General features: G+C 57.7%; 14 protein-coding genes. 9 read left to right on the forward strand and 5 right to left on the reverse strand.

Translation table 11 applies throughout. From position 1 onward, the window contains the following. Positions 1-174: 174 nt before the first annotated feature. Positions 175-1170 carry a PDR/VanB family oxidoreductase gene (locus ACR0B5_RS15460; RefSeq protein ID WP_480541592.1) on the reverse strand — a complete coding sequence of 332 codons (996 nt, stop codon included), beginning with the start codon at positions 1168-1170 and terminating at the stop codon, positions 175-177. A gap of 205 nt (positions 1171-1375) precedes the next feature. On the opposite strand from ACR0B5_RS15460, the gene ACR0B5_RS15465 reads away from it, so the two are divergent. The 5 genes from ACR0B5_RS15465 (at position 1376) to ACR0B5_RS15485 (ending at position 7848) form a co-directional block, all read left to right on the forward strand. Then, positions 1376-2281 (forward strand): LysR substrate-binding domain-containing protein, encoded by a 906-nt coding sequence (locus tag ACR0B5_RS15465; RefSeq protein ID WP_480541594.1) that lies wholly within the window; start codon positions 1376-1378, stop codon positions 2279-2281. 103 nt (positions 2282-2384) lie between these two features. Then, on the forward strand, positions 2385-3542 hold the full coding sequence (locus ACR0B5_RS15470) for an aromatic ring-hydroxylating oxygenase subunit alpha (protein WP_480541596.1): 1158 nt from the start codon (positions 2385-2387) through the stop codon (positions 3540-3542). Further along, complete coding sequence (locus ACR0B5_RS15475) at positions 3539-5011, forward strand: aldehyde dehydrogenase family protein (protein ID WP_480541598.1); 1473 nt, start codon at positions 3539-3541, stop codon at positions 5009-5011. Before ACR0B5_RS15470 ends, ACR0B5_RS15475 begins: the two co-directional genes overlap by 4 nt. Next, positions 4993-5232 (forward strand): hypothetical protein, encoded by a 240-nt coding sequence (locus ACR0B5_RS15480; protein ID WP_480541600.1) that lies wholly within the window; start codon positions 4993-4995, stop codon positions 5230-5232. The genes ACR0B5_RS15475 and ACR0B5_RS15480 overlap by 19 nt, the downstream gene beginning before the upstream one ends. A 195-nt stretch (positions 5233-5427) precedes the next feature. Next, positions 5428-7848 carry a GcvT family protein gene (locus tag ACR0B5_RS15485; protein ID WP_480541602.1) on the forward strand — a complete coding sequence of 807 codons (2421 nt, stop codon included), beginning with the start codon at positions 5428-5430 and terminating at the stop codon, positions 7846-7848. 376 nt (positions 7849-8224) lie between these two features. On the opposite strand, the gene ACR0B5_RS15490 is transcribed toward ACR0B5_RS15485, so the two are convergent. The 4 genes from ACR0B5_RS15490 to ACR0B5_RS15505 form a co-directional block, all read right to left on the reverse strand. Then, on the reverse strand, positions 8225-10438 hold the full coding sequence (locus ACR0B5_RS15490; RefSeq protein ID WP_480541604.1) for an NADP-dependent isocitrate dehydrogenase: 2214 nt from the start codon (positions 10436-10438) through the stop codon (positions 8225-8227). A gap of 222 nt (positions 10439-10660) precedes the next feature. Then, the gene (locus ACR0B5_RS15495) at positions 10661-11692 is read right to left on the reverse strand and encodes a trans-3-hydroxy-L-proline dehydratase (protein WP_480541606.1); all 1032 of its coding nucleotides are present in this window, start codon (positions 11690-11692) and stop codon (positions 10661-10663) included. 123 nt (positions 11693-11815) lie between these two features. Then, complete coding sequence (locus ACR0B5_RS15500) at positions 11816-12874, reverse strand: ABC transporter ATP-binding protein (RefSeq protein WP_209250735.1); 1059 nt, start codon at positions 12872-12874, stop codon at positions 11816-11818. Then, positions 12871-13677: an IclR family transcriptional regulator gene (locus tag ACR0B5_RS15505; RefSeq protein ID WP_170667152.1), complete on the reverse strand. Its 807-nt coding sequence runs from the start codon at positions 13675-13677 to the stop codon at positions 12871-12873. The genes ACR0B5_RS15500 and ACR0B5_RS15505 overlap by 4 nt, the downstream gene beginning before the upstream one ends. A 149-nt stretch (positions 13678-13826) precedes the next feature. On the opposite strand from ACR0B5_RS15505, the gene ACR0B5_RS15510 reads away from it, so the two are divergent. The 4 genes from ACR0B5_RS15510 to melA all read left to right on the forward strand — a co-directional run bounded on the left by ACR0B5_RS15510 (position 13827) and on the right by melA (position 18315). After that, entirely contained in the window at positions 13827-15086 is a 1260-nt protein-coding gene (locus ACR0B5_RS15510; RefSeq protein WP_170377456.1) for an ABC transporter substrate-binding protein, read from the forward strand. A 92-nt stretch (positions 15087-15178) separates the two neighbouring features. Beyond that, positions 15179-16102, forward strand: a complete 924-nt coding sequence (locus ACR0B5_RS15515; protein WP_170555117.1) for a carbohydrate ABC transporter permease — start codon at positions 15179-15181, stop codon at positions 16100-16102. Between the two features lies 1 nt (position 16103). Next, the gene (locus ACR0B5_RS15520) at positions 16104-16952 is read left to right on the forward strand and encodes a carbohydrate ABC transporter permease (RefSeq protein WP_170377452.1); all 849 of its coding nucleotides are present in this window, start codon (positions 16104-16106) and stop codon (positions 16950-16952) included. 22 nt (positions 16953-16974) lie between these two features. Continuing rightward, a complete protein-coding gene (gene melA / locus ACR0B5_RS15525) occupies positions 16975-18315 on the forward strand; it encodes an alpha-galactosidase (protein WP_480541608.1) in 1341 nt (446 codons plus the stop codon). The last annotated feature ends 20 nt before the right edge of the window (positions 18316-18335 follow it).

Here is an 18335-nt window from a genome sequence, read left to right on the forward strand (position 1 = left end):
CACCCTTACTGATCAGCGCAATCGGAACGCTGTTATTCTCATAAAAACCGCTATCCGCGGTCTTAATGTCCAAATCCGTAAACGGTTCTTTAATCGACATCAATTTCCTCCCATTTTGCGTTTTTTGCAGGCGTTGCGCGCCGGAAAAATCCGGCTTGCTGTCAGGTTACTTTCTTAGAGTGCTAGTACCAAACGATCGGATTTTGCTCTGGATACACAGGTGCATAGAAAGCTGTTCGAGGCTTGCTCCTCGGGTGTCAGTATGCCGTCCCGGTGGTCCACCTCACCTTCGACGACGTCCACCATGCACGACCCGCACAGACCTTCAGAGCAACCGAAGTCCACATGAACCCCATTGGTTCTTAGGACGTCGAGAATGGTTTCATCCTTCGACACTTTGAAAACGGCGCCCGTCGACTGGACCTCGATTTCAAAGCTGTCATTAGGCGCGTGTTCGATATCGGAAGCAGCTGCAAAACGCTCGAAGTGGATGGCCCCTCCGCGTAGAGCGCTACCAGACTCGAGGACCGCGTTCAGCATCGGTTCCGGACCGCATGTGTAGACATCAGCGCCCATCGGCATGGATTGCATGACGGCGGTCAAATCGAACTGCCCATCTTTGTCGTCGCAATGGAGATGGTACCACTCATCCAGACCCAAAGCGCGAAACTTGTCATCCATCGCGGCAAGGTCCTTGGATCGGACCAGATAGTAGACCCGGAAATCCTGACCCCGGTTCAGCAGCTCTCGGGCCATGGCGACCATCGGGGTGGCACCGATACCGCCCGCAATAAGGGTCACGTGGCGATCATGGCTTTCAAGCTTGAAGTGGTTACGCGGACCTCCGATGGCGACCTCGACCCCCTCTTCCAAGGCGTGCATGGCCAGCGACCCACCGCGACCACCATCCTCGCGCTTGACGGCGACGTTCAGGGTGCGACCGTCCTGGCTCCAACTCCAGAGAGAATACTGACGCACCAGATCGTCACAAAGGTGGATATCCACGTGCGCGCCGGGTTCAAGTCCGGTGAAACGCCCCTGTTCAATTTCGAAGCAGAAATCCGAAGTGTCCGAGCTGAGTTCAGTTTTTCGGATCAGACGCGCTTTCTGAGTGTTCATCGGGCTACTCATCTTATCTTCCGCCGAAAAGAACCGCAGAAACGCGGTCATTGTGTCGGCCTTGGTGTTGACTACTACCTGGCTTGGGTCGGGGCGCGCCTCGTAGGGACGGCAAAGAACTGCAATACCGCCTTTGGAGAAAGGCGGAACTTAATCGGGCGCAAAACTGCAGAAAAAAAGATAGTTTTCAATTGCAATATTTTTCGCACTCAGGTGAAGGTAGCTCAATCAAAAATCTCAGAGCCACGTATCCCTCATGTCGCGACGCCACTACAATCTGCCTCCGCTTGCCTCGCTTTCTGCCTTCGAGGCAGCCGCCCGGCACCTCAGTTTCAAGGTTGCTGCAAGCGAATTGTCCGTCACGCCCGGCGCTGTCAGTCATCAGATCAAAGCGCTGGAGACCGAGCTGGCATCCCCGCTTTTCATACGTAAACATCGCGGCGTTGAACTGACCGAGGATGGCGCCGCGCTGCTAGAGGCACTGGGAAGTTCTTTCCTGAAAATCTCGAAAATTCTTGAGCAGATTCGCAGTGGGGATTCCGACAATCATGTCACCGTAGGGTCCACAACAGCAGTTGCCGCCTTGTGGCTTTCCCCGTCGGTCATTCGGTTTTGGCAGGACTATCCGCACGTAAAAGTGAACCAAATGGCCGAGGACACGTATTTCGCAGATCGTTCTGACGTGGACTTTTTCATTCGATACGGCAAAGACCCGAATGTCTCTCTGCCGCATACCAAGCTGTATCGGGATATCCTGACACCGGTTTGCAGCCCCGAACTGGCGGAAGATCTCAAAGGGGCCAACCTCAGGGACCTGACCGAACACCGCCTGATTCACCTTGCAACCAAACACAGCAACTGGACCACATGGACAGACTGGTTTCAGGCGTTAGGGTTTAATGAGAGTATTCAGACGCAAGCGCGTGTAAGCAGCTATGCTCTGGCCCTGCAGGTTGCCAGAAAGGGCGCTGGAGTCGCCCTCGGCTGGAAGCGTTTGCTAAAACCCATGCTGGATTCTGGGAAACTTGTGGCTTTAGAGGACTTCAACATCCCTGCGCCGCATAATTTCTATCTGGTTGAACGGGAAAACGATAGCCTGTCAGAAGGGGCGCTGGCCTTGAAAGAATGGCTGCTGAATGAGCTTGAGGAGAATTCGGTTTAGCTCCGCTCATCTATCGGTTAGGATTTTTAGTATTGAATGCAGGGCCTCTGCGCTGCCAATGGGAGCCTAGAAAACGCCAATTCAAAAGTCTTAGGAGTGACTGATGAACAAGCATGCACCGCTTTCGTCTGTTCTGACCCCGGTAAACACAGCAAAGGGGCTGCCGAACGCGCATTATATCGACCCTGAAGTGTTTACCGAGGAACGCGACTCGGTCCTGTTTGCGAACTGGTCCGGGATCGGCTTCGGCAAGGATATCCCTGAGGCAGGAGATGCCTATCCCATTGATTTTCTTGGCATGCCCATGTTGATGGTTCGTGATCGCGACGGTCAGATTGGCGTGTTCCAGAACACCTGCCGCCACCGTGGCATGATCCTGGTCGACAAGCCTCAGAAAATCCGCGGCGCCATCCGCTGCCCCTACCACAGCTGGTGCTACGGCCTGAACGGTGAGCTGCGCACCGCCCCTCATGTCGGTGGCCCTGGTCAGAATACCCACGAAGATCTGGATTTCTCGGAACTGGGTCTGATCCGCATCCGTTCCTACGTCTGGCGCGACGTGATCTTTGTTAACGTCGACGGCAACGCCCCCGAGTTTGAAGAAGTTCACGGCGAGCTGATGGAGCGTTGGAAAGAGTTCGAACAACCTATGTATCACGGCGGCGCTGGCGCGTCGGTCCAGCTTGAGCTGGATTCGAACTGGAAACTGGCGGTCGAAAACTTCTGCGAAAGCTACCACCTGCCCTGGGTTCACCCCGGTTTGAATAGCTATTCCCGTCTGGAAGACCACTACAACATCAACGAGCTCGGCAAATACTCGGGTCAGGGCACCCTTGTGTATCGTCAGTTCGAAGGGGAAGACGGCTCGAAACTGGCTGATTTTGATGGCCTGAGCGAGAAGTGGCACGAAGGCGCGGAGTATATCGTGGTCTACCCCAATACCCTGTTGGGCGTTCAACGCGACCACGGTTTTGCCTTCATCATCGACCCGATCACTCACGAGCGGTCGAACGAGCGGATTGAGCTGTACTATGCCCAGAAACCCGAAGACAGCCCCGAGCACGAAGGCCTGCGCGCGCAAAACGCGGCGCTTTGGAAAACCGTGTTTGAAGAAGACGTCTTCGTTGTCGAAGGCATGCAGAAAGGTCGCCATGGCGTCAAATTTGATGGTGGTCGCTTCTCGCCCGCAATGGACGGCCCCACCCATTGCTTCCACCATTGGGTTGCAACGCAGATCGAAAAGGCACGCGCGGAGGCATGACCACTTTTCTGAACGACGGCTTGGCCAGGAATTTCCTGGCCGGGTCGTGGGTGGAGGGCGACAAGGGCGCCTCCATCGCGGTGGAAGATCCCGGCAATCAGGATCACGTGGCGGACTGCGCGCAAGCCGGTGAAGGGTCGTTGGCTCAGGCGCTTGAGGCCGCACGCGTCTCGTTCGATCGCGGTGATCTGGCAGACATGAAACCGCCCGAGCGTGGCCGCCTGATGATCCGCATCGCGCAGGAAATCCGCAACCTCGCGGATGAAGGGGCTGAGTTGCTGTGCCGTGAGAGCGGCAAAACGCTGGATGCGGCTCGGGATGAGTTCATCGAGGCGGCTCAGTATTTCGAATATTACGGCGGCGTCGCGGACAAAATTGAGGGCAAGTCGATCCCGCTGGGCCCAGACTATGCTGATTTCACTGTATTTGAACCCTACGGCGTGTCGGCGCAGATCGTGCCTTGGAACTTCCCTGTTTCGATCGCCGGTCGTTCACTCGCGCCGTCTATGGCGGCGGGAAACTCGACCATCATCAAATCGCCCGAGCTGGACCCGCTTGCGCTGTCGATGCTGGGCGTGGCGCTGGAACGGGCCGAGGTGCCTGCCGGTGCGGTGTCGATCCTGAACGGTATCGGCTCAGATCTGGGCGCCAAACTGGTGGCGAGTTCGCAGGTGGATCAGATCGTCTTTACAGGATCAGTCCCAACCGGCCAGCATATCCTGCGCTCGGCCGCAGACAACGTGGTGCCATCGCTGATGGAGCTTGGCGGCAAATCCGCAGCTGTGGCCTTTGACGACGCGGATATGGATACGCTAATGTCCAGCCTGAAAAGCGGTATTTTCTACAATGCCGGTCAGGTTTGCTCTGCCATGGCCCGCGTGCTGGTGCATCGCTCAATCTACGATCAGGCCGTGGAACGTGCGGCTGCGCTGGCCAATGGCCTAAGCGTCGGTCACGGGCTTGAGAACCCCGATCATACGCCGGTCGTGTCAAGCCTGCAGCTGCAGCGCGTGGAAGAGATCACCTCAACCGCCCGTCAGGACGGTGCGCGGGTCGCAGCCGGTGGTGCGCGACTGGATCGCAAGGGGTATTTCATGGCTCCGACCATTCTGGCCGATGTCGACCCCGCCAGCCGCATCGCGCAGGAGGAGGTCTTTGGCCCCGTCACCTGCTTCACGCCCTTCGATACCGAAGAAGAAGCCGTCGCCATGGCCAATGGCACCGAATTCGGTTTGGTCGCGGGCATCTTCACGCGTGATCTCGCCCGTGCCCATCGGGTGGCGCGCAAATTGCGGGCAGGTCAGGTTTTTGTCAACGAATGGTTCGCCGGAGGTGTCTCGACCCCGTTCGGTGGCGTCGGCAAATCCGGCTTCGGTCGCGAAAAGGGGCTTGAGGCGCTCTACAACTATGTTCGCACCAAAAACATCGCCATTTCGCTAAAGGGATCGCCATGGATCGCGAAGCCTTAGACCGTGAACTGCTAGAGGCACATGCCAATTGCGACCAAGAGGCGCTTGTGCGCCTGTACACGATTGCCGCCGACGAACGAGAGCTGGCCCAGGACATTGATGCCGCCTGTTTCTATCTAACCCACGCCTTCGTCTTTGCGCTGGAGTCCGGCCACCCAGAGGCAGGTAATCTGAACAAACGGCTGGCTGACTATGGCCGCGCCCACAGACTGGAGTTCTGAGCAATGTCGGCAAAGTCTAAGTGAAATAAAACGCGGTACCCGGCGGCGCCCAGTATCCCCAAGAAGTGAATGCAGGCTGCGTGTCTGGTCAAACCGGGTTCTCAGTTGACGCGTTTAGAACAGTTATGGGTCTGAATCGACATATTCTTAACGAAAGACCGGTTCTGACATGACACAGCAAATCAGGAAGATGAAATGCGCGAAGAAGCACAGGCGGTAGTTATCGGCGGCGGGGTGATCGGTTGCTCGATCCTCTACCATTTGGCCAAATTGGGATGGTCCGATGTGGTCCTGCTGGAGCGGGATGAGTTGACCTCTGGATCAACCTGGCATGCGGCAGCCAACATTCACGGTCTGCATGACAGCACCAATATCAGCCGCATCCAGCACTATACGATGAACCTCTATAACTCGCTGGAGGAAGAAACCGGCCAAAGCTGCGGTGTCTTCCAGCCCGGCTCGCTGTATCTGGCCCAGACCGAAGAGCGGGAACACCAGCTGAAACTGCAGGCCGCAAAGGCCAAGCTCTATGGAATGAATTTCTACGAGATCAGCATTGAAGAGGCGCAAAAACTGAACCCGCTGGTCAATTACGAAGGCATACGTTGTGTGATGTTCGAACCCGATGGAGGCAACGTTGACCCGTCGGGCGTGACCAACGCCTATGCGGTCGGTGCCCGCCAGCGCGGGGCCGAGATTCATCGTTTCACCCCTGTCACCGCGACTGAGCAGCAGGAAGACGGCACCTGGATCGTCAAAACGCCCAAAGGTGACATCAAAACGCCTTGGGTCGTCAACGCGGCAGGCCTCTGGGGCCGCGAAGTCGCCAAGCTGGCTGGCATCGAGTTGCCGCTGCAGCCCACCGAACACCAGTATTTCGTGACCGAGGCGATGTCTGACGTCGAAGGCCACGGCACCCGCCTGCCCTCTGTCTCGGACCGCGATGGCGAGTATTATCTGCGCCAGGAAGGTAACGGCCTGCTCGTTGGGGCCTATGAGAAGGACATGAAGTTCTGGGCCGAGGAAGGCACACCTCTGGATTTCGCCCATGACCTGTTCCCAGACGATCTGGAGCGGATTGAAGAGAACATGATGAACGCGATCGAACGCCTGCCCGCCGTGGCTGAGGCCGGGATCAAGCGCGTAATAAACGGCCCGATGATCTGGTCTCCGGACTCTAACGTGCTGATGGGACCAGTACCCGAGGTTGATGGTTATTTCTGCTGCAACGGCATTATCCCCGGATTCTCGCAGTCGGGCGGCATGGGCCTGATGGCGGCACAGTGGATCATCGAAGGTGAAACCCAATACGACATGTTCGCATGGGACATGGCGCGCTTTGACACCTGGGCCACCAAGGAATTCACCAAGGCCAAGGTGCAAGACCAATACGCGCACCGTTTCGCCATTCACTTCCCGAACGAAGAACGCAGCGCAGGCCGCCCTGCCCGCGTGCGCCCCATCTACGAAACCCAAAAAGCCATGGGCGCTGTCTTTGGCCTGAACGTCGGTTGGGAACACCCGCTTTGGTTCGCTGATGAGCCGGGTGTCGTGGATACAAACGGCTTCACTCGTCAGAACTGGTGGACCCCGGTTGGCGAAGAATGCAAGATGCTGCGCGAGCGTGCGGGGATCATCGATATTTCGAACTTTGCCAAATACATCTGCAAAGGCCCCGGCGCTGCGGATTGGCTGAATGCGGTCTTCGCTAACAACATGCCCAAAGCGGTTGGCCGGTCCTGCCTGACTCCGCTGATCTCAAAACGCGGTGGCATTGCCGGGGACTTCACCGTCACCCGCGTCGCCGAGGATGAGTTCTGGATCATCGGATCGGGCATGGCAGAGCGCTATCACAAGCGCTTCTTCAAACAGGTCCCATTGCCCGAAGGCACCACATTCGAAAGCAACACCGAGGCCATGTGCGGCTTCAACGTCGCCGGTCCGAAATCGCGTGAGATCCTGCAGCGGATGACCAACACGTCGCTAGCGAATGAGGACTTCCCCTTCATGCGTTCCGCCAAGATTGAGCTGGCAGGCGTTGAGCTTCTGGCCCTCCGTGTCTCCTTCACCGGCGATCTGGGGTGGGAGCTGCACTGCAAGACAGAAGATCAGGCGCGCCTTTACGATGCTCTGCTTGAGGCGGGCAAAGAGTTCGGCGCAGGCCCGGTTGGCAGTCGTGCCCTGATGTCGATGCGCGTGGAAAAGGGCTATGGCTCGTGGAGCCGGGAATACAGCCCCGAATACTGGCCGCATGAGGTGGGTCTGGACCGTCTGTGCAAGTTCGAGAAAGACTTCCTCAACAAGGACGCCGCCCAGAAAGTGCTGGAAAACCCTGCACGTGAACAGTTGGTCTTGTTGCATCTGGATGAGGCCGACGTGACGGCCTCCAACGCGGACGCCACTGGCGGTGAGCCAATCTTCAAGGACGGCGAAGGCATTGGTCGGGTCACCTCGGGCACCTATGGCTATACCGTCCGCATGTCGCTGGCCTTGGGTTACGTCAAAAACGCCAAACCCGGAGACGAGGTTGAGGTAATGGTTCTGGGCCAACCTCACAAAGCCACCATCCTGCACGAGCCGCCCTTTGACGCGGCAGGCAAAGTCCTTCGGGGCTAAACGTCGAACAATCATGTTTAAGCCAGTCCTTCTTGGGGCTGGCTTTTTCATTTCTGCATAAAAGTCGCGTGGCACCGCAAAGGCGCGTTCGATCCAGCTAAGCGCGAGCAGATTTCAGACAAGCAAATGGCCAGCACCCCAAATGCTGGCCATTTTCGAGTGAGTGATAGGCCCGAAGGCCTCACCGGTGAATCTCTTGTCTTGGACAAGTTATCAAGCGGGGACGGATCAGTGTATTGGGGAAATCCCGTAGATCATGCAGTTTTAGTCATGTCTTGCGGGAAAAGTTTCGCAACAGTCTGAAGCAAAAGGAAAAACTGGTCGGGTCTCCGAACCAGTGGGAAGGACCCGCGCCACTAGGGCGCAGGTCGTTTTCTTAGCCGATGATGGCGTTCAGAGTCGCACTCGGACGCATCACAGCCGCGGTTTTGGCAGGATCGGTGTGGTAGTAGCCACCCAGATCGGCAGCCCCACCCTGGGCCGAGGCAAGCTCACCCAGAATCTGCTCTTCCTTGTCGGCCAGAGCAGTTGCAAGCGGGGCAAATTCAGCTGCCAGTTCCGCATCATCCGACTGCGCGGCCAGCGCTTCGGCCCAATAGCGCGCGAACCAGTAGTGGCTGTCACGGTTGTCCGGCTGGCCGACCTTACGGCTGGGGGACCGGTTGTTGTCCAGAATGCCCTGCGTTGCCGCCTCGGCCGCAGCACCCAGAACACCTGCCTTGGCGTTGCCCTTGCTGTCGGCGAGGAAGTTCAGGGATTCACCCAGCGCACAGAATTCGCCCATCGAATCCCACCGCAGGTGGTTTTCTTCAACCAGCTGCTGCACGTGCTTCGGAGCGGACCCGCCTGCGCCGGTCTCGAACAGACCACCGCCGTTCATCAGTTTGACGATCGACAGCATCTTTGCTGAGGTGCCCAGCTCGAGGATCGGGAACAGGTCGGTCAGATAGTCACGCAGCACGTTGCCGGTGATGGCAATGCTGTCATTGCCAGCGGTGATAGTCTCCAGCGACTGACGTGTCGCCTCACGCGGAGCCATGATCAGGAATTTATCAGCAACACCAGCCGCTTCCAGCGCGGGCTTAACATATTGGATCAACTCCGCATCATGCGCGCGGTTTGCGTCCAGCCAGAAGATCGCCTCGGATCCGGTCAGGCGCTGACGATCCATCGCCAGTTGGATCCAGTTCTCGATGGGCGCTTTTTTCACTGTGCAGGCTCGCCAGATGTCTCCGGCCTCGACCTCATGAGAATGCAACGTTTCGCCATTGGCCAGAACGACGCGGATTGTGCCATCCGCAGGTGCCTGGAACGTGGTCGGGTGCGAGCCGTACTCTTCGGCCTTTTGCGCCATCAGGCCAACGTTGGCCACCGCACCGGCAGTGACCGGGTTCAGCGCACCATTGGCTTTGAAGAAGTTGATGGATTCGTCATAAACCGACGCGTAGCAGCGATCAGGAATCACGCAATTAGTGTCGCCTTTGGCTCCGGTTTCATCCCAGCCTTTGCCACCTGCGCGGATAACGGCGGGCATGGAGGCGTCGATGATCACATCGGACGGGACGTGTAGGTTGGTAATGCCACGGTCCGAGTCGACCATATACATGGATGGACGGTCACCCTTGAGGGCGTCGATTGCAGCCACGATGTCGGCATTGTCCTTCACGCGGTCCAGCAGATCCCCAAGACCCGAGTTCGGGTTAACACCCAAAGCCTCAAGCTCTGCGCCAAATTTCTCGAACACCGGAGCCAGCCACGCGCGAACGGCATAGCCGAAGATGATCGGGTCGCTGACCTTCATCATCGTCGCTTTCATGTGAAGCGAGAACATGGTGCCGTCTTTCTTGGTGTCCTCGATGGCATCGGCCAGGAAGGCCGACAACGCTTTGACCGACATGAAGGTCGCATCGGCAACGGTGCCCTCTTCCAACGGCCAGCCGTCTTTCAGCACGGTCACGCTGCCGTCTTTGCCGACAAATTCGATCTTCGCGTCACCGGCTTGTGCCGCTGTGATCGTCGCCGATTTCTCATTGGCGTAGAAATCGTTGCCGGACATCGAGGACACTTTGGTCTTGCTGTCCGACACCCATTCCCCCATCGAATGAGGGTTCTTCTGGGCGTAGTTCTTCACCGCCCGCGCCGCACGGCGGTCACTGTTGCCTTCGCGCAGAACCGGGTTCACCGCCGAGCCTTTGATCGCGTCATAGCGCGCGCGGATCGCCTTTTCTTCGTCACTCGAAGGCTCTTCGGGGTAGTTGGGGATGTCGTAACCCTGCGACTGCAGCTCTTCGATTGCGGCGACAAGCTGAGGAACCGAGGCCGAGATGTTGGGCAGTTTGATCACGTTAGCGTCGGGCGTTTTCACCAGATCGCCCAATGCGGCAAGATCATCTGTGATGCGTTGCGCGTCGGTCAGCTTTTCTGGGAAGGTCGAAATGATACGGCCTGCAAGCGAAATATCCTTAGTGCCCACGCTGACACCCGCCGCCGAGGCGAATTTGCGAATGATGGGCAGGAATGAGGCGCTGGCCAGCTCGGGCGCTTCGTCTACAATGGTATACAATATGTCGAAGTTCGATTTATCTGCCATATTCTTTCACCTTTTTTAAGCCTTTAAGGGGCAATCGCTGCAAGAGTTTGGGCCGCTTTATTGCGGCGCGGGAGGGGCGCGAATGACATAACACCCCTGAGTGACTCTGATTTGACAGGGCTTCCCTTAAATCAGGTTTGCGTTGGGATCAATCGTCTACTGGGGGTGCAAATTGCCACGGTAGGGGAAAAACACGCCGATGGGCCTGTGATTGCACGCCCTTCAGCGCCCAACGCCCCAGGTATCACTTAGCCGATATCCGCCGGGCCATGGGTCATCCGGGTCCAGCATGTGCTGATGAACGCCAATGATCCAGCCTCGGCCGCTAATCTCGGGGATGATGGCCGCACGGTCCCCGACCTTGGCTTCTTCGACAATCCGGCCGGTGAAACGCGATCCGATGATCGAGACGGCCTCAAAAGTCTGACCGACCTTCATCTGGCCCTTCGCCGCCATCAGGGCCATGCGCGCCGAGACCGCCGTTCCCGTTGGCGAGCGGTCAACTTTGCCGGGCTGGATCGCAACGGCGGATTTCCCTGTGAGTCCGGTTTCGGTTGTCTTCAAAGGCCCGCAAAAAGCGCAGAAGGAGATATGATCCCAAGCCGCGTTTTGCGGGTGGGTAAAGCCAAGCTGATCATTGGCGGCATTGGTGATGGCAACGCCCAGACGAGCGATATCGCGGGCCTCGGCCTCGACAATTTCGAACCCCAAGGCCTCGGCATCGACCACCACGAAACTATCCCCTCCATAGGCCGTATCCACGGTAAGGGTGCCGAGGCCCGGCACCTCTAGAGGAGCCGCGATCTTGTCGGCAAAGCTTATCAGGTTTTGCACATAGATACGCTGGGCTTTACCGTCCCGACACTCTGCCCGGACCCGTACCAAACCGCCGGGAGCCTCGAGTGTCATATGGGTTTCCGGCTGTTGCATGGGGATGATACCGCTGTCCAAAAGAACAGTGGAGACACAGATCGAGTTTGACCCCGACATGGGCGGCGTGTCTTCCGGCTCCATGATGATGAACGCCGCATCCGCCTGCGGATGTTTCGGAGGGACCAGCAGGTTGACATGGCGAAAGACGCCGCCGCGAGGCTCATTCAGCACAAAATTGCGCAAACTCTGATCCTGCGCAATGAATGTGCGTTGGTCCCACAGGGTTTCTCCGGGTGGTGGTTGCACGCCACCGACGATGACGTCGCCCACCTCGCCTTCCGCATGGGCCGAGATCACGTGGACGGTTTTGACGCTGCGCATGAGGCCTCTCTACTCGAAATGAGTCGGGCCGACTGGCCTCGTTTGGACCAGTTCAGAGAACGACCCCGTTTCGGTCAAGCCTAAACCTGCGCTCAAAACACCCCAGTTGAACTTGAATCGCTGCTACCTAAACCGAACGCCAGTCTCAGGGTCGAACACCATGGCACGTTCGGGTTGGACCGTGATCCCGATCTTCTCGCCTGTAGTGCTGCGTTGGTCATCCCGTTCTTCAACGATCAGCTTGTCGCCATTCGGGGTCAGAAGATAGGAATAGGACACGCCCCCAAGCGCCTCGGTCAAATCAACGGTGCAGGTGTCGGCACTGCGGTCGATCTGGATGTGTTCGGGCCGCATGCCAAGGGTCACCTTGTTTACCCCAGCCGGAACTTGGGCCGATACCGGCAACGGTTGACCAAGGGCCGGATGCGTGACGTGGCCGTCTGCATAGTCGCAGTCGAGAAAGTTCATCGCTGGCGAGCCGATGAAGCCCGCCACAAAGCGATTGTCCGGATCGCGGTACAGGTCCATCGGCGCGCCCACCTGCTCAATCCGGCCATCGCGCAACACGACGATTTTGTCGGCCATTGTCATCGCTTCGACCTGATCGTGGGTCACATAGATCATGGTAGCGCCAATCTCCTGATGGAGGCGCGCGATTTCGACCCGCATCTCCACCCGAAGCTCGGCATCGAGATTGGAGAGCGGTTCGTCGAATAGGAACACTTCGGGGCCGCGCACAATCGCACGCCCGATGGCAACTCGCTGACGTTGACCACCGGACAGGGCCTTGGGCTTGCGTTTCAGGTATTGATCCAGTTTCAGAATGCTGGAGGCGTCCTGAACCTTCTGGTCGATCTCTGCCTTGGGAACGCCGTTCATGCGCAGGCCAAAACCCATATTCTCGGCGACCGTCATATGCGGGTACAAAGCGTAGGTCTGGAACACCATCGCCACGCCGCGTTTTGCCGGATCCATGTGGGTCACTTCGCGCGCGCCAATATGAATTTGGCCTTCCGATGTTTCCTCGAGCCCTGCAATCATTCGCAGCAGCGTTGACTTGCCGCAGCCCGAGGGGCCGACGAACACACAGAATTCACCATCTTCGATTTCCAGATCAATCCCGTGGATCACCTGAGTCTGGCCGTAGCGTTTGATCGCCTGATTGAGCGTTACACCTGTCATGTCGATTGCATCCTGTTGTTCTGTCCATTCGGGCGGGTTTCAGGGAACCGCCAAGCCTGCGCCTCGGTCGCGATCTGGTCGGCAACGCGCCGCACCCGAGGGACCCAGGCCTCTAGTTGATTGAAATCCATCCGCCCGGTTGAACCGGTCACGGAAATCGCGCCCAAAACGCGCCCACCGGAAGTCAGAACGGGACAGGCAACGCAGATAATGCCGGGTTCATGCTCTTCGTCGTCGATCGCGTAGCCTCGGCTGCGAATCAGTTCCAGATCCGCCCGCAACGCCGCCTCCGAGGTCAGCGTCTTGTCCGTGAAACGGTGATAGCTTTGCTGGGATACGGCGCGATCTAATGCGGGCCCATCCAGAAACGCCATCATCGCTTTTCCGACGCCCGTGCAATAGGCCGGGCCGACTTTGCCGGCTTGAGAATACATCTCTACCGGTTGGGCCGCGTTGCGTTTGTCGACATACAGAACCTGATTGGAATCCAGCTGCGCCAAATGCACCGTTTCGCCCGTCTCGGAGCTGAGCGTATCCAGAAACGGCCGCGCAATAGGGGCCAGAGAGCTTTGCGTCCACGCCGTATGCGCCAGACGGACCAGCCGGAGACCCGGCGAATAGGTCTGGCGGTCTGGCTCATAGGCCAGCATGCCCTGATTGGTCAGCGATTGCAGAAAGCGATAGAGCGTCGCTTTGGGAAAGCTGCTGCTCTCCAGCAGTTCCGCGAACCGCACCGGGCGCTCGAACGAGGCCACGTGCTCCAGCACATCGCATGCTTTGCCTATTGTTCCGTCACCAGCCACGGGTGTGTGTTCTCCTCCGTTTGACCCCCGTTCAACCACAGTGTTTGCACGAGGGTCTTGACAAGACTAGCCGAGTCGATGTGTAGTTTTCAATATATAAAACACGGTTTCATTATTTGGAACTAAAATGGAAGCTAAGGGAGGACACCATGCATTCCATGTTCAAGCGCACCGCTGCCGCACTGGCGGCGAGTGTGGCACTAGCTGCACCCGTTGCCGCCGAACTGACCGGCGAACTGCGCATCTTTCTTGACACCTCGAACCCGGCGCCACGTGCGACGATGGAAGCGATGATCGAACAGTTTCAGGCTCAGCACCCGGATCTGGCCATTGAAACCACAGTGATCGACCGCGAGGCGTATAAGACGCAGATCCGCAACTTCCTGACGGCTGATACTCCGGATGTTGCTACATGGTATGCCGCAAACCGCATGAAGCCTTATGTTGAGGCGGGTCTGTTCGAAGATGTTTCGGACCTATGGGCCGAACCTGAGATCGCCGAAAACCTAGCCTCGACCAAAGGCGCGATGACCCTCGATGGCAAGCAGTGGGGCGTGCCCTATACCTACTATCAGTGGGGTGTCTACTACCGCAAAGACATCTTTGACGAACTGGGCTTGACCGAGCCGACTACCTGGGAAGAAGAGCTGGCGAACTGCCAGAAGATCATCGATTCGGGCCGTGCCTGCTATACCATCGGGACCAAGTTCCTGTGGACCGCAGGTGGCTGGTTCGACTATCTGAACATGCGCACCAACGGGTTCGACTTCCACAACCAGCTCGCCAATGGTGAAATCAGCTGGGAAGACGACCGCGTCAAGCAGACCTTCGCCAACTGGAAGCAGCTGGTCGACATGGGTGCCTTCATTGACAACCACCAGACTTATAGCTGGCAGGAAGCCCTGCCCTTCATGGTGAACGGAGACGCCGCCGCCTATCTGATGGGCAACTTCGCTGTTGCACCTCTGCGCGAAGCAGGTCTGAGCGACGATCAGCTGGACTTCTACCAGTTTGTCGCGATCAACCCTGATGTTGAACTGGCCGAGGACGCCCCGACCGATACGTTCCACATCCCGGCCAACGCGTCGAACAAGGAAGCCGCGCGTGAGTTCCTGCGCTTCGTCGTGTCTCCGGACGTTCAGACCGAAATCAACAACGGTTCCAACCTGGGCCAGCTTCCGGTCAACGCGCAATCCTCGGTGGATGACGACAAGTTCCTGCAGCAAGGGTTCACCATGCTGTCCTCGAACAGCCCCGGTGGTGTCGCACAGTTCTGGGATCGTGACGCACCAGCTGAAATGGCCAAGGTCTCGATGGAAGGCTTCCAGGAATTCATGGTCAAGCCCGACAATCTGGACAAGATTCTAGCCAAACTGGAACGCGCTCGTAGCCGTATCTACGACAACTGATCTGGCAGGGGCCGGGTGAAAACCCGGCCTACGCCTTCCTCAATTGCAAGGCGAGCTGAAGCTCGCCTTCGCCCCCAGATCCGAGATAGCCCATGTCAGCCGTCGACACACCGGAACAGGAAAGCTGGTTCCATCGCAACCAACAACGCATCGCGCCTTGGCTCTTTCTTGCGCCGGGCCTGTTGTTCTTCATGGTCTATGTGATCATCCCGGTCTTTCAGTCCTTCAACCTGTCACTTTATGAATGGGATGGGCTGGGCGCTGCTGAATATGTTGGTTTCCGCAACTACGAGGACCTCTATTGGGAGTGGGTGGATCGCGATGCATTCTATATCTCGCTCAAGAACAACCTGATCTGGTTGATCCTGTATCTCGCAGCGATCCCCGCGGGCCTGTTCATCGCCCTGTTCCTGAATCAGACGGTCTGGGGCATTCGACTCTACAAGTCTCTATTTTTCTTTCCGTTCGTGATCTCTCAGGTCGTTGTCGGGCTGGTTTTCACATGGTTCTACGATCCGACATTCGGGCTACTGAACGAATTCCTCAGTTTCTTTGGTCTTGGCCCGCTGAATGTGCTGGGAGATGAAAAACTGGTCACTTACGGCATCATCGTCGCTGGCCTGTGGCCGCAGACGGCCTATTGCATGATCCTGTATCTCACCGGCCTAAACGCCGTGGACCCCGAACAGATCGAGGCTGGACGTCTGGACGGTGCAAAGGGAGGGCGGATGCTGTGGCACATCATCCTGCCGCAACTGCGCCCCGCCACGTTTATCGCCTTTGTCGTAACGATCATTGGCGCTCTGCGGTCCTTCGATCTGATCTCCATCATGACGCAAGGTGGGCCGTTCGGGTCGTCCCGCGTGCTGGCCTATTACATGTTCGAGGTCGCCCTGTCCGAATACGGCTTCCGCATGGGATATGGCGCCGCCATCGCTGTGATCCTGTTCCTCATCATGCTGTGCTTCATCGCCTACTTCCTGTGGTCGATGTACCGCGAAGAAAGGGGGCACTGAGATGTTTCCCAAACCCATCGAAAAACAACCCCGCGCGGCGCAGATCACCTATCAGGCCATGCTGCCCATTGCCCTGCTGCTGTGGCTCGGTCCCTTGCTTGCTGTCGCCTTGTTTTCAATCAAGCCCGAGGCGGATTTCACCAACGCAAACTACTGGGGCCTGCCGTCCCGGTTTGAGGGCGCGGTTAATTACGGGCAGGTCTTCTTCAACTCGGACATGCCGCGATATCTGCTGAACTCATTCATGATCACCATTCCAACGGTGATAGGGGCGGTTGCGCTCAGCTGCATGACCGGGTTCGCGCTGGGGATCTACAAATTCAAGTCGAACCTGTGGATCTTCTTCATGTTCGTGGCGGGCAATTTTGTCCCGTTCCAGATCCTCATGGTTCCAGTCCGCGACCTTACTTTGGAGCTTGGCCTCTACAATACCAAAACCGGGCTGGTCCTGTTCCACATCGCGTTCCAGACCGGGTTCTGCACGCTGTTCATGCGCAACTTCATCCGCGCTCTGCCTTTTGAGCTGATCGAAGCTGCAAGGGTCGAGGGCATCAGTGAGGTCCGTATCTTTTGGTACGTGGTCCTGCCCCTGATGAAACCCGCCATCGCGGCGCTAAGCGTGTTGATCTTCACCTTCATCTGGAACGACTACTTCTGGGCCGTGGTCCTCACCCAAGGGGCCGAAAGCCAACCTGTGACCGCCGGGATCACCAGCTTCAACGCGCAGTACCGCGCGGCATATCAACTGATGAGCGCGGGTTCCCTCGTTGCCGCCTTGCCGCCCGTGGCCATGTTCTTCCTGATGCAGAAACACTTCATCGCGGGTTTGACCCTTGGAGCTGTTAAATAACGCCAAACGAGAGTTTTGCAAAATGACCAAAATCACCTTTATCGGCGCGGGTTCCACGATCTTTATGCGTAATATTGTGGGCGATGCGCTGCTGACCCCTGCCCTCGCCGACAGCCATTTCGCGCTCATGGATATCGACCCGCAGCGTCTGGCTGAAAGCGAAACCGTGGCGCGGGCCATGATCCGTTCAGTCGGCACCGGAGCTACGGTGACGACCCACACCGACCGCCGCGCGGCGTTGAAGGGGGCTGATTTCGTCATCACCGCCTTTCAGGTCGGCGGGTATGAACCCTGCACGGTGACGGATTTCGAGATCCCCAAGCAATACGGGTTGCGCCAGACCATCGCAGATACGCTCGGGATCGGAGGGATCATGCGCGGGCTACGCACTGTTCCAGTTCTGTGGGGCGTGGCACAGGATATGATGCAGCTCTGCCCCAGCGCGACGCTGTTGCAATATGTGAATCCGATGGCGATCAACACCTGGGCTCTGGCCGAGCAATTCCCGGACCTGAAACATGTCGGCCTGTGCCATTCGGTCCAGAATACAGTCGAAGAACTTGCCCATGATCTGGACCTGCCCAAGGATGAGATCCGCTACAAGGTCGCAGGCGTGAACCATGTGGCTTTCTTCCTGCGGCTGGATCATCAGGGCCGCGACCTGTATCCCGCCTTGCGCCGGGGCTATGCCCATGGTTCTCTGCCGAAACCACCTCTGTTGATGCCACGCTGCCCCAATAAGGTGCGGTACGAGGTGATGGACCACTTGGGCTACTTCTGCACCGAGAGTTCGGAACATCTGGCAGAATATGTGCCGTGGTTCATCAAGGACGGGCGGCAAGACCTGATTGAGCAGTTCTCGATCCCGCTGGATGAATACCCAACCCGCTGTGTCGAGCAGGTCGCGGATTGGAAAGAACAGGCTAAGACACTGACAGACGGGCGCGATGTCTCGGTTATTCGCAGCCACGAATTCGCAGCGGATCTGATGAACGCCGTCGTCACAGACACTCCCTATACGGCCTATGGAAACCTGCCCAATACGGGTCAGATCCCGCAATTACCCTTGGGCGCTGCGGTAGAAACCCCCTGTCTGGTCGATTCAAACGGCGTTCAGCCCTCAATCGTTACCGACATCCCGCCGCAGCTGGTGGCGCTGATGCGCACGCAGATCAACGTGCAAGAGCTAACCGTCCGGGCGCTGACCGAGCAAAACGCCGAATACATCTACCATGCCGCCATGATGGATCCGCATACCGCGGCCGAACTGGACCTGCGCCAAATCCGCAGCCTTGTCACGGACCTACTGACCGCGCATTCGGACTGGCTGCCTGACTGGTGCCGCCCACTTCGCGCCGCATGATCTTCAATTCATCACGAACC

It is taken from the genome of Ruegeria sp. AG1 (assembly GCF_056541705.1).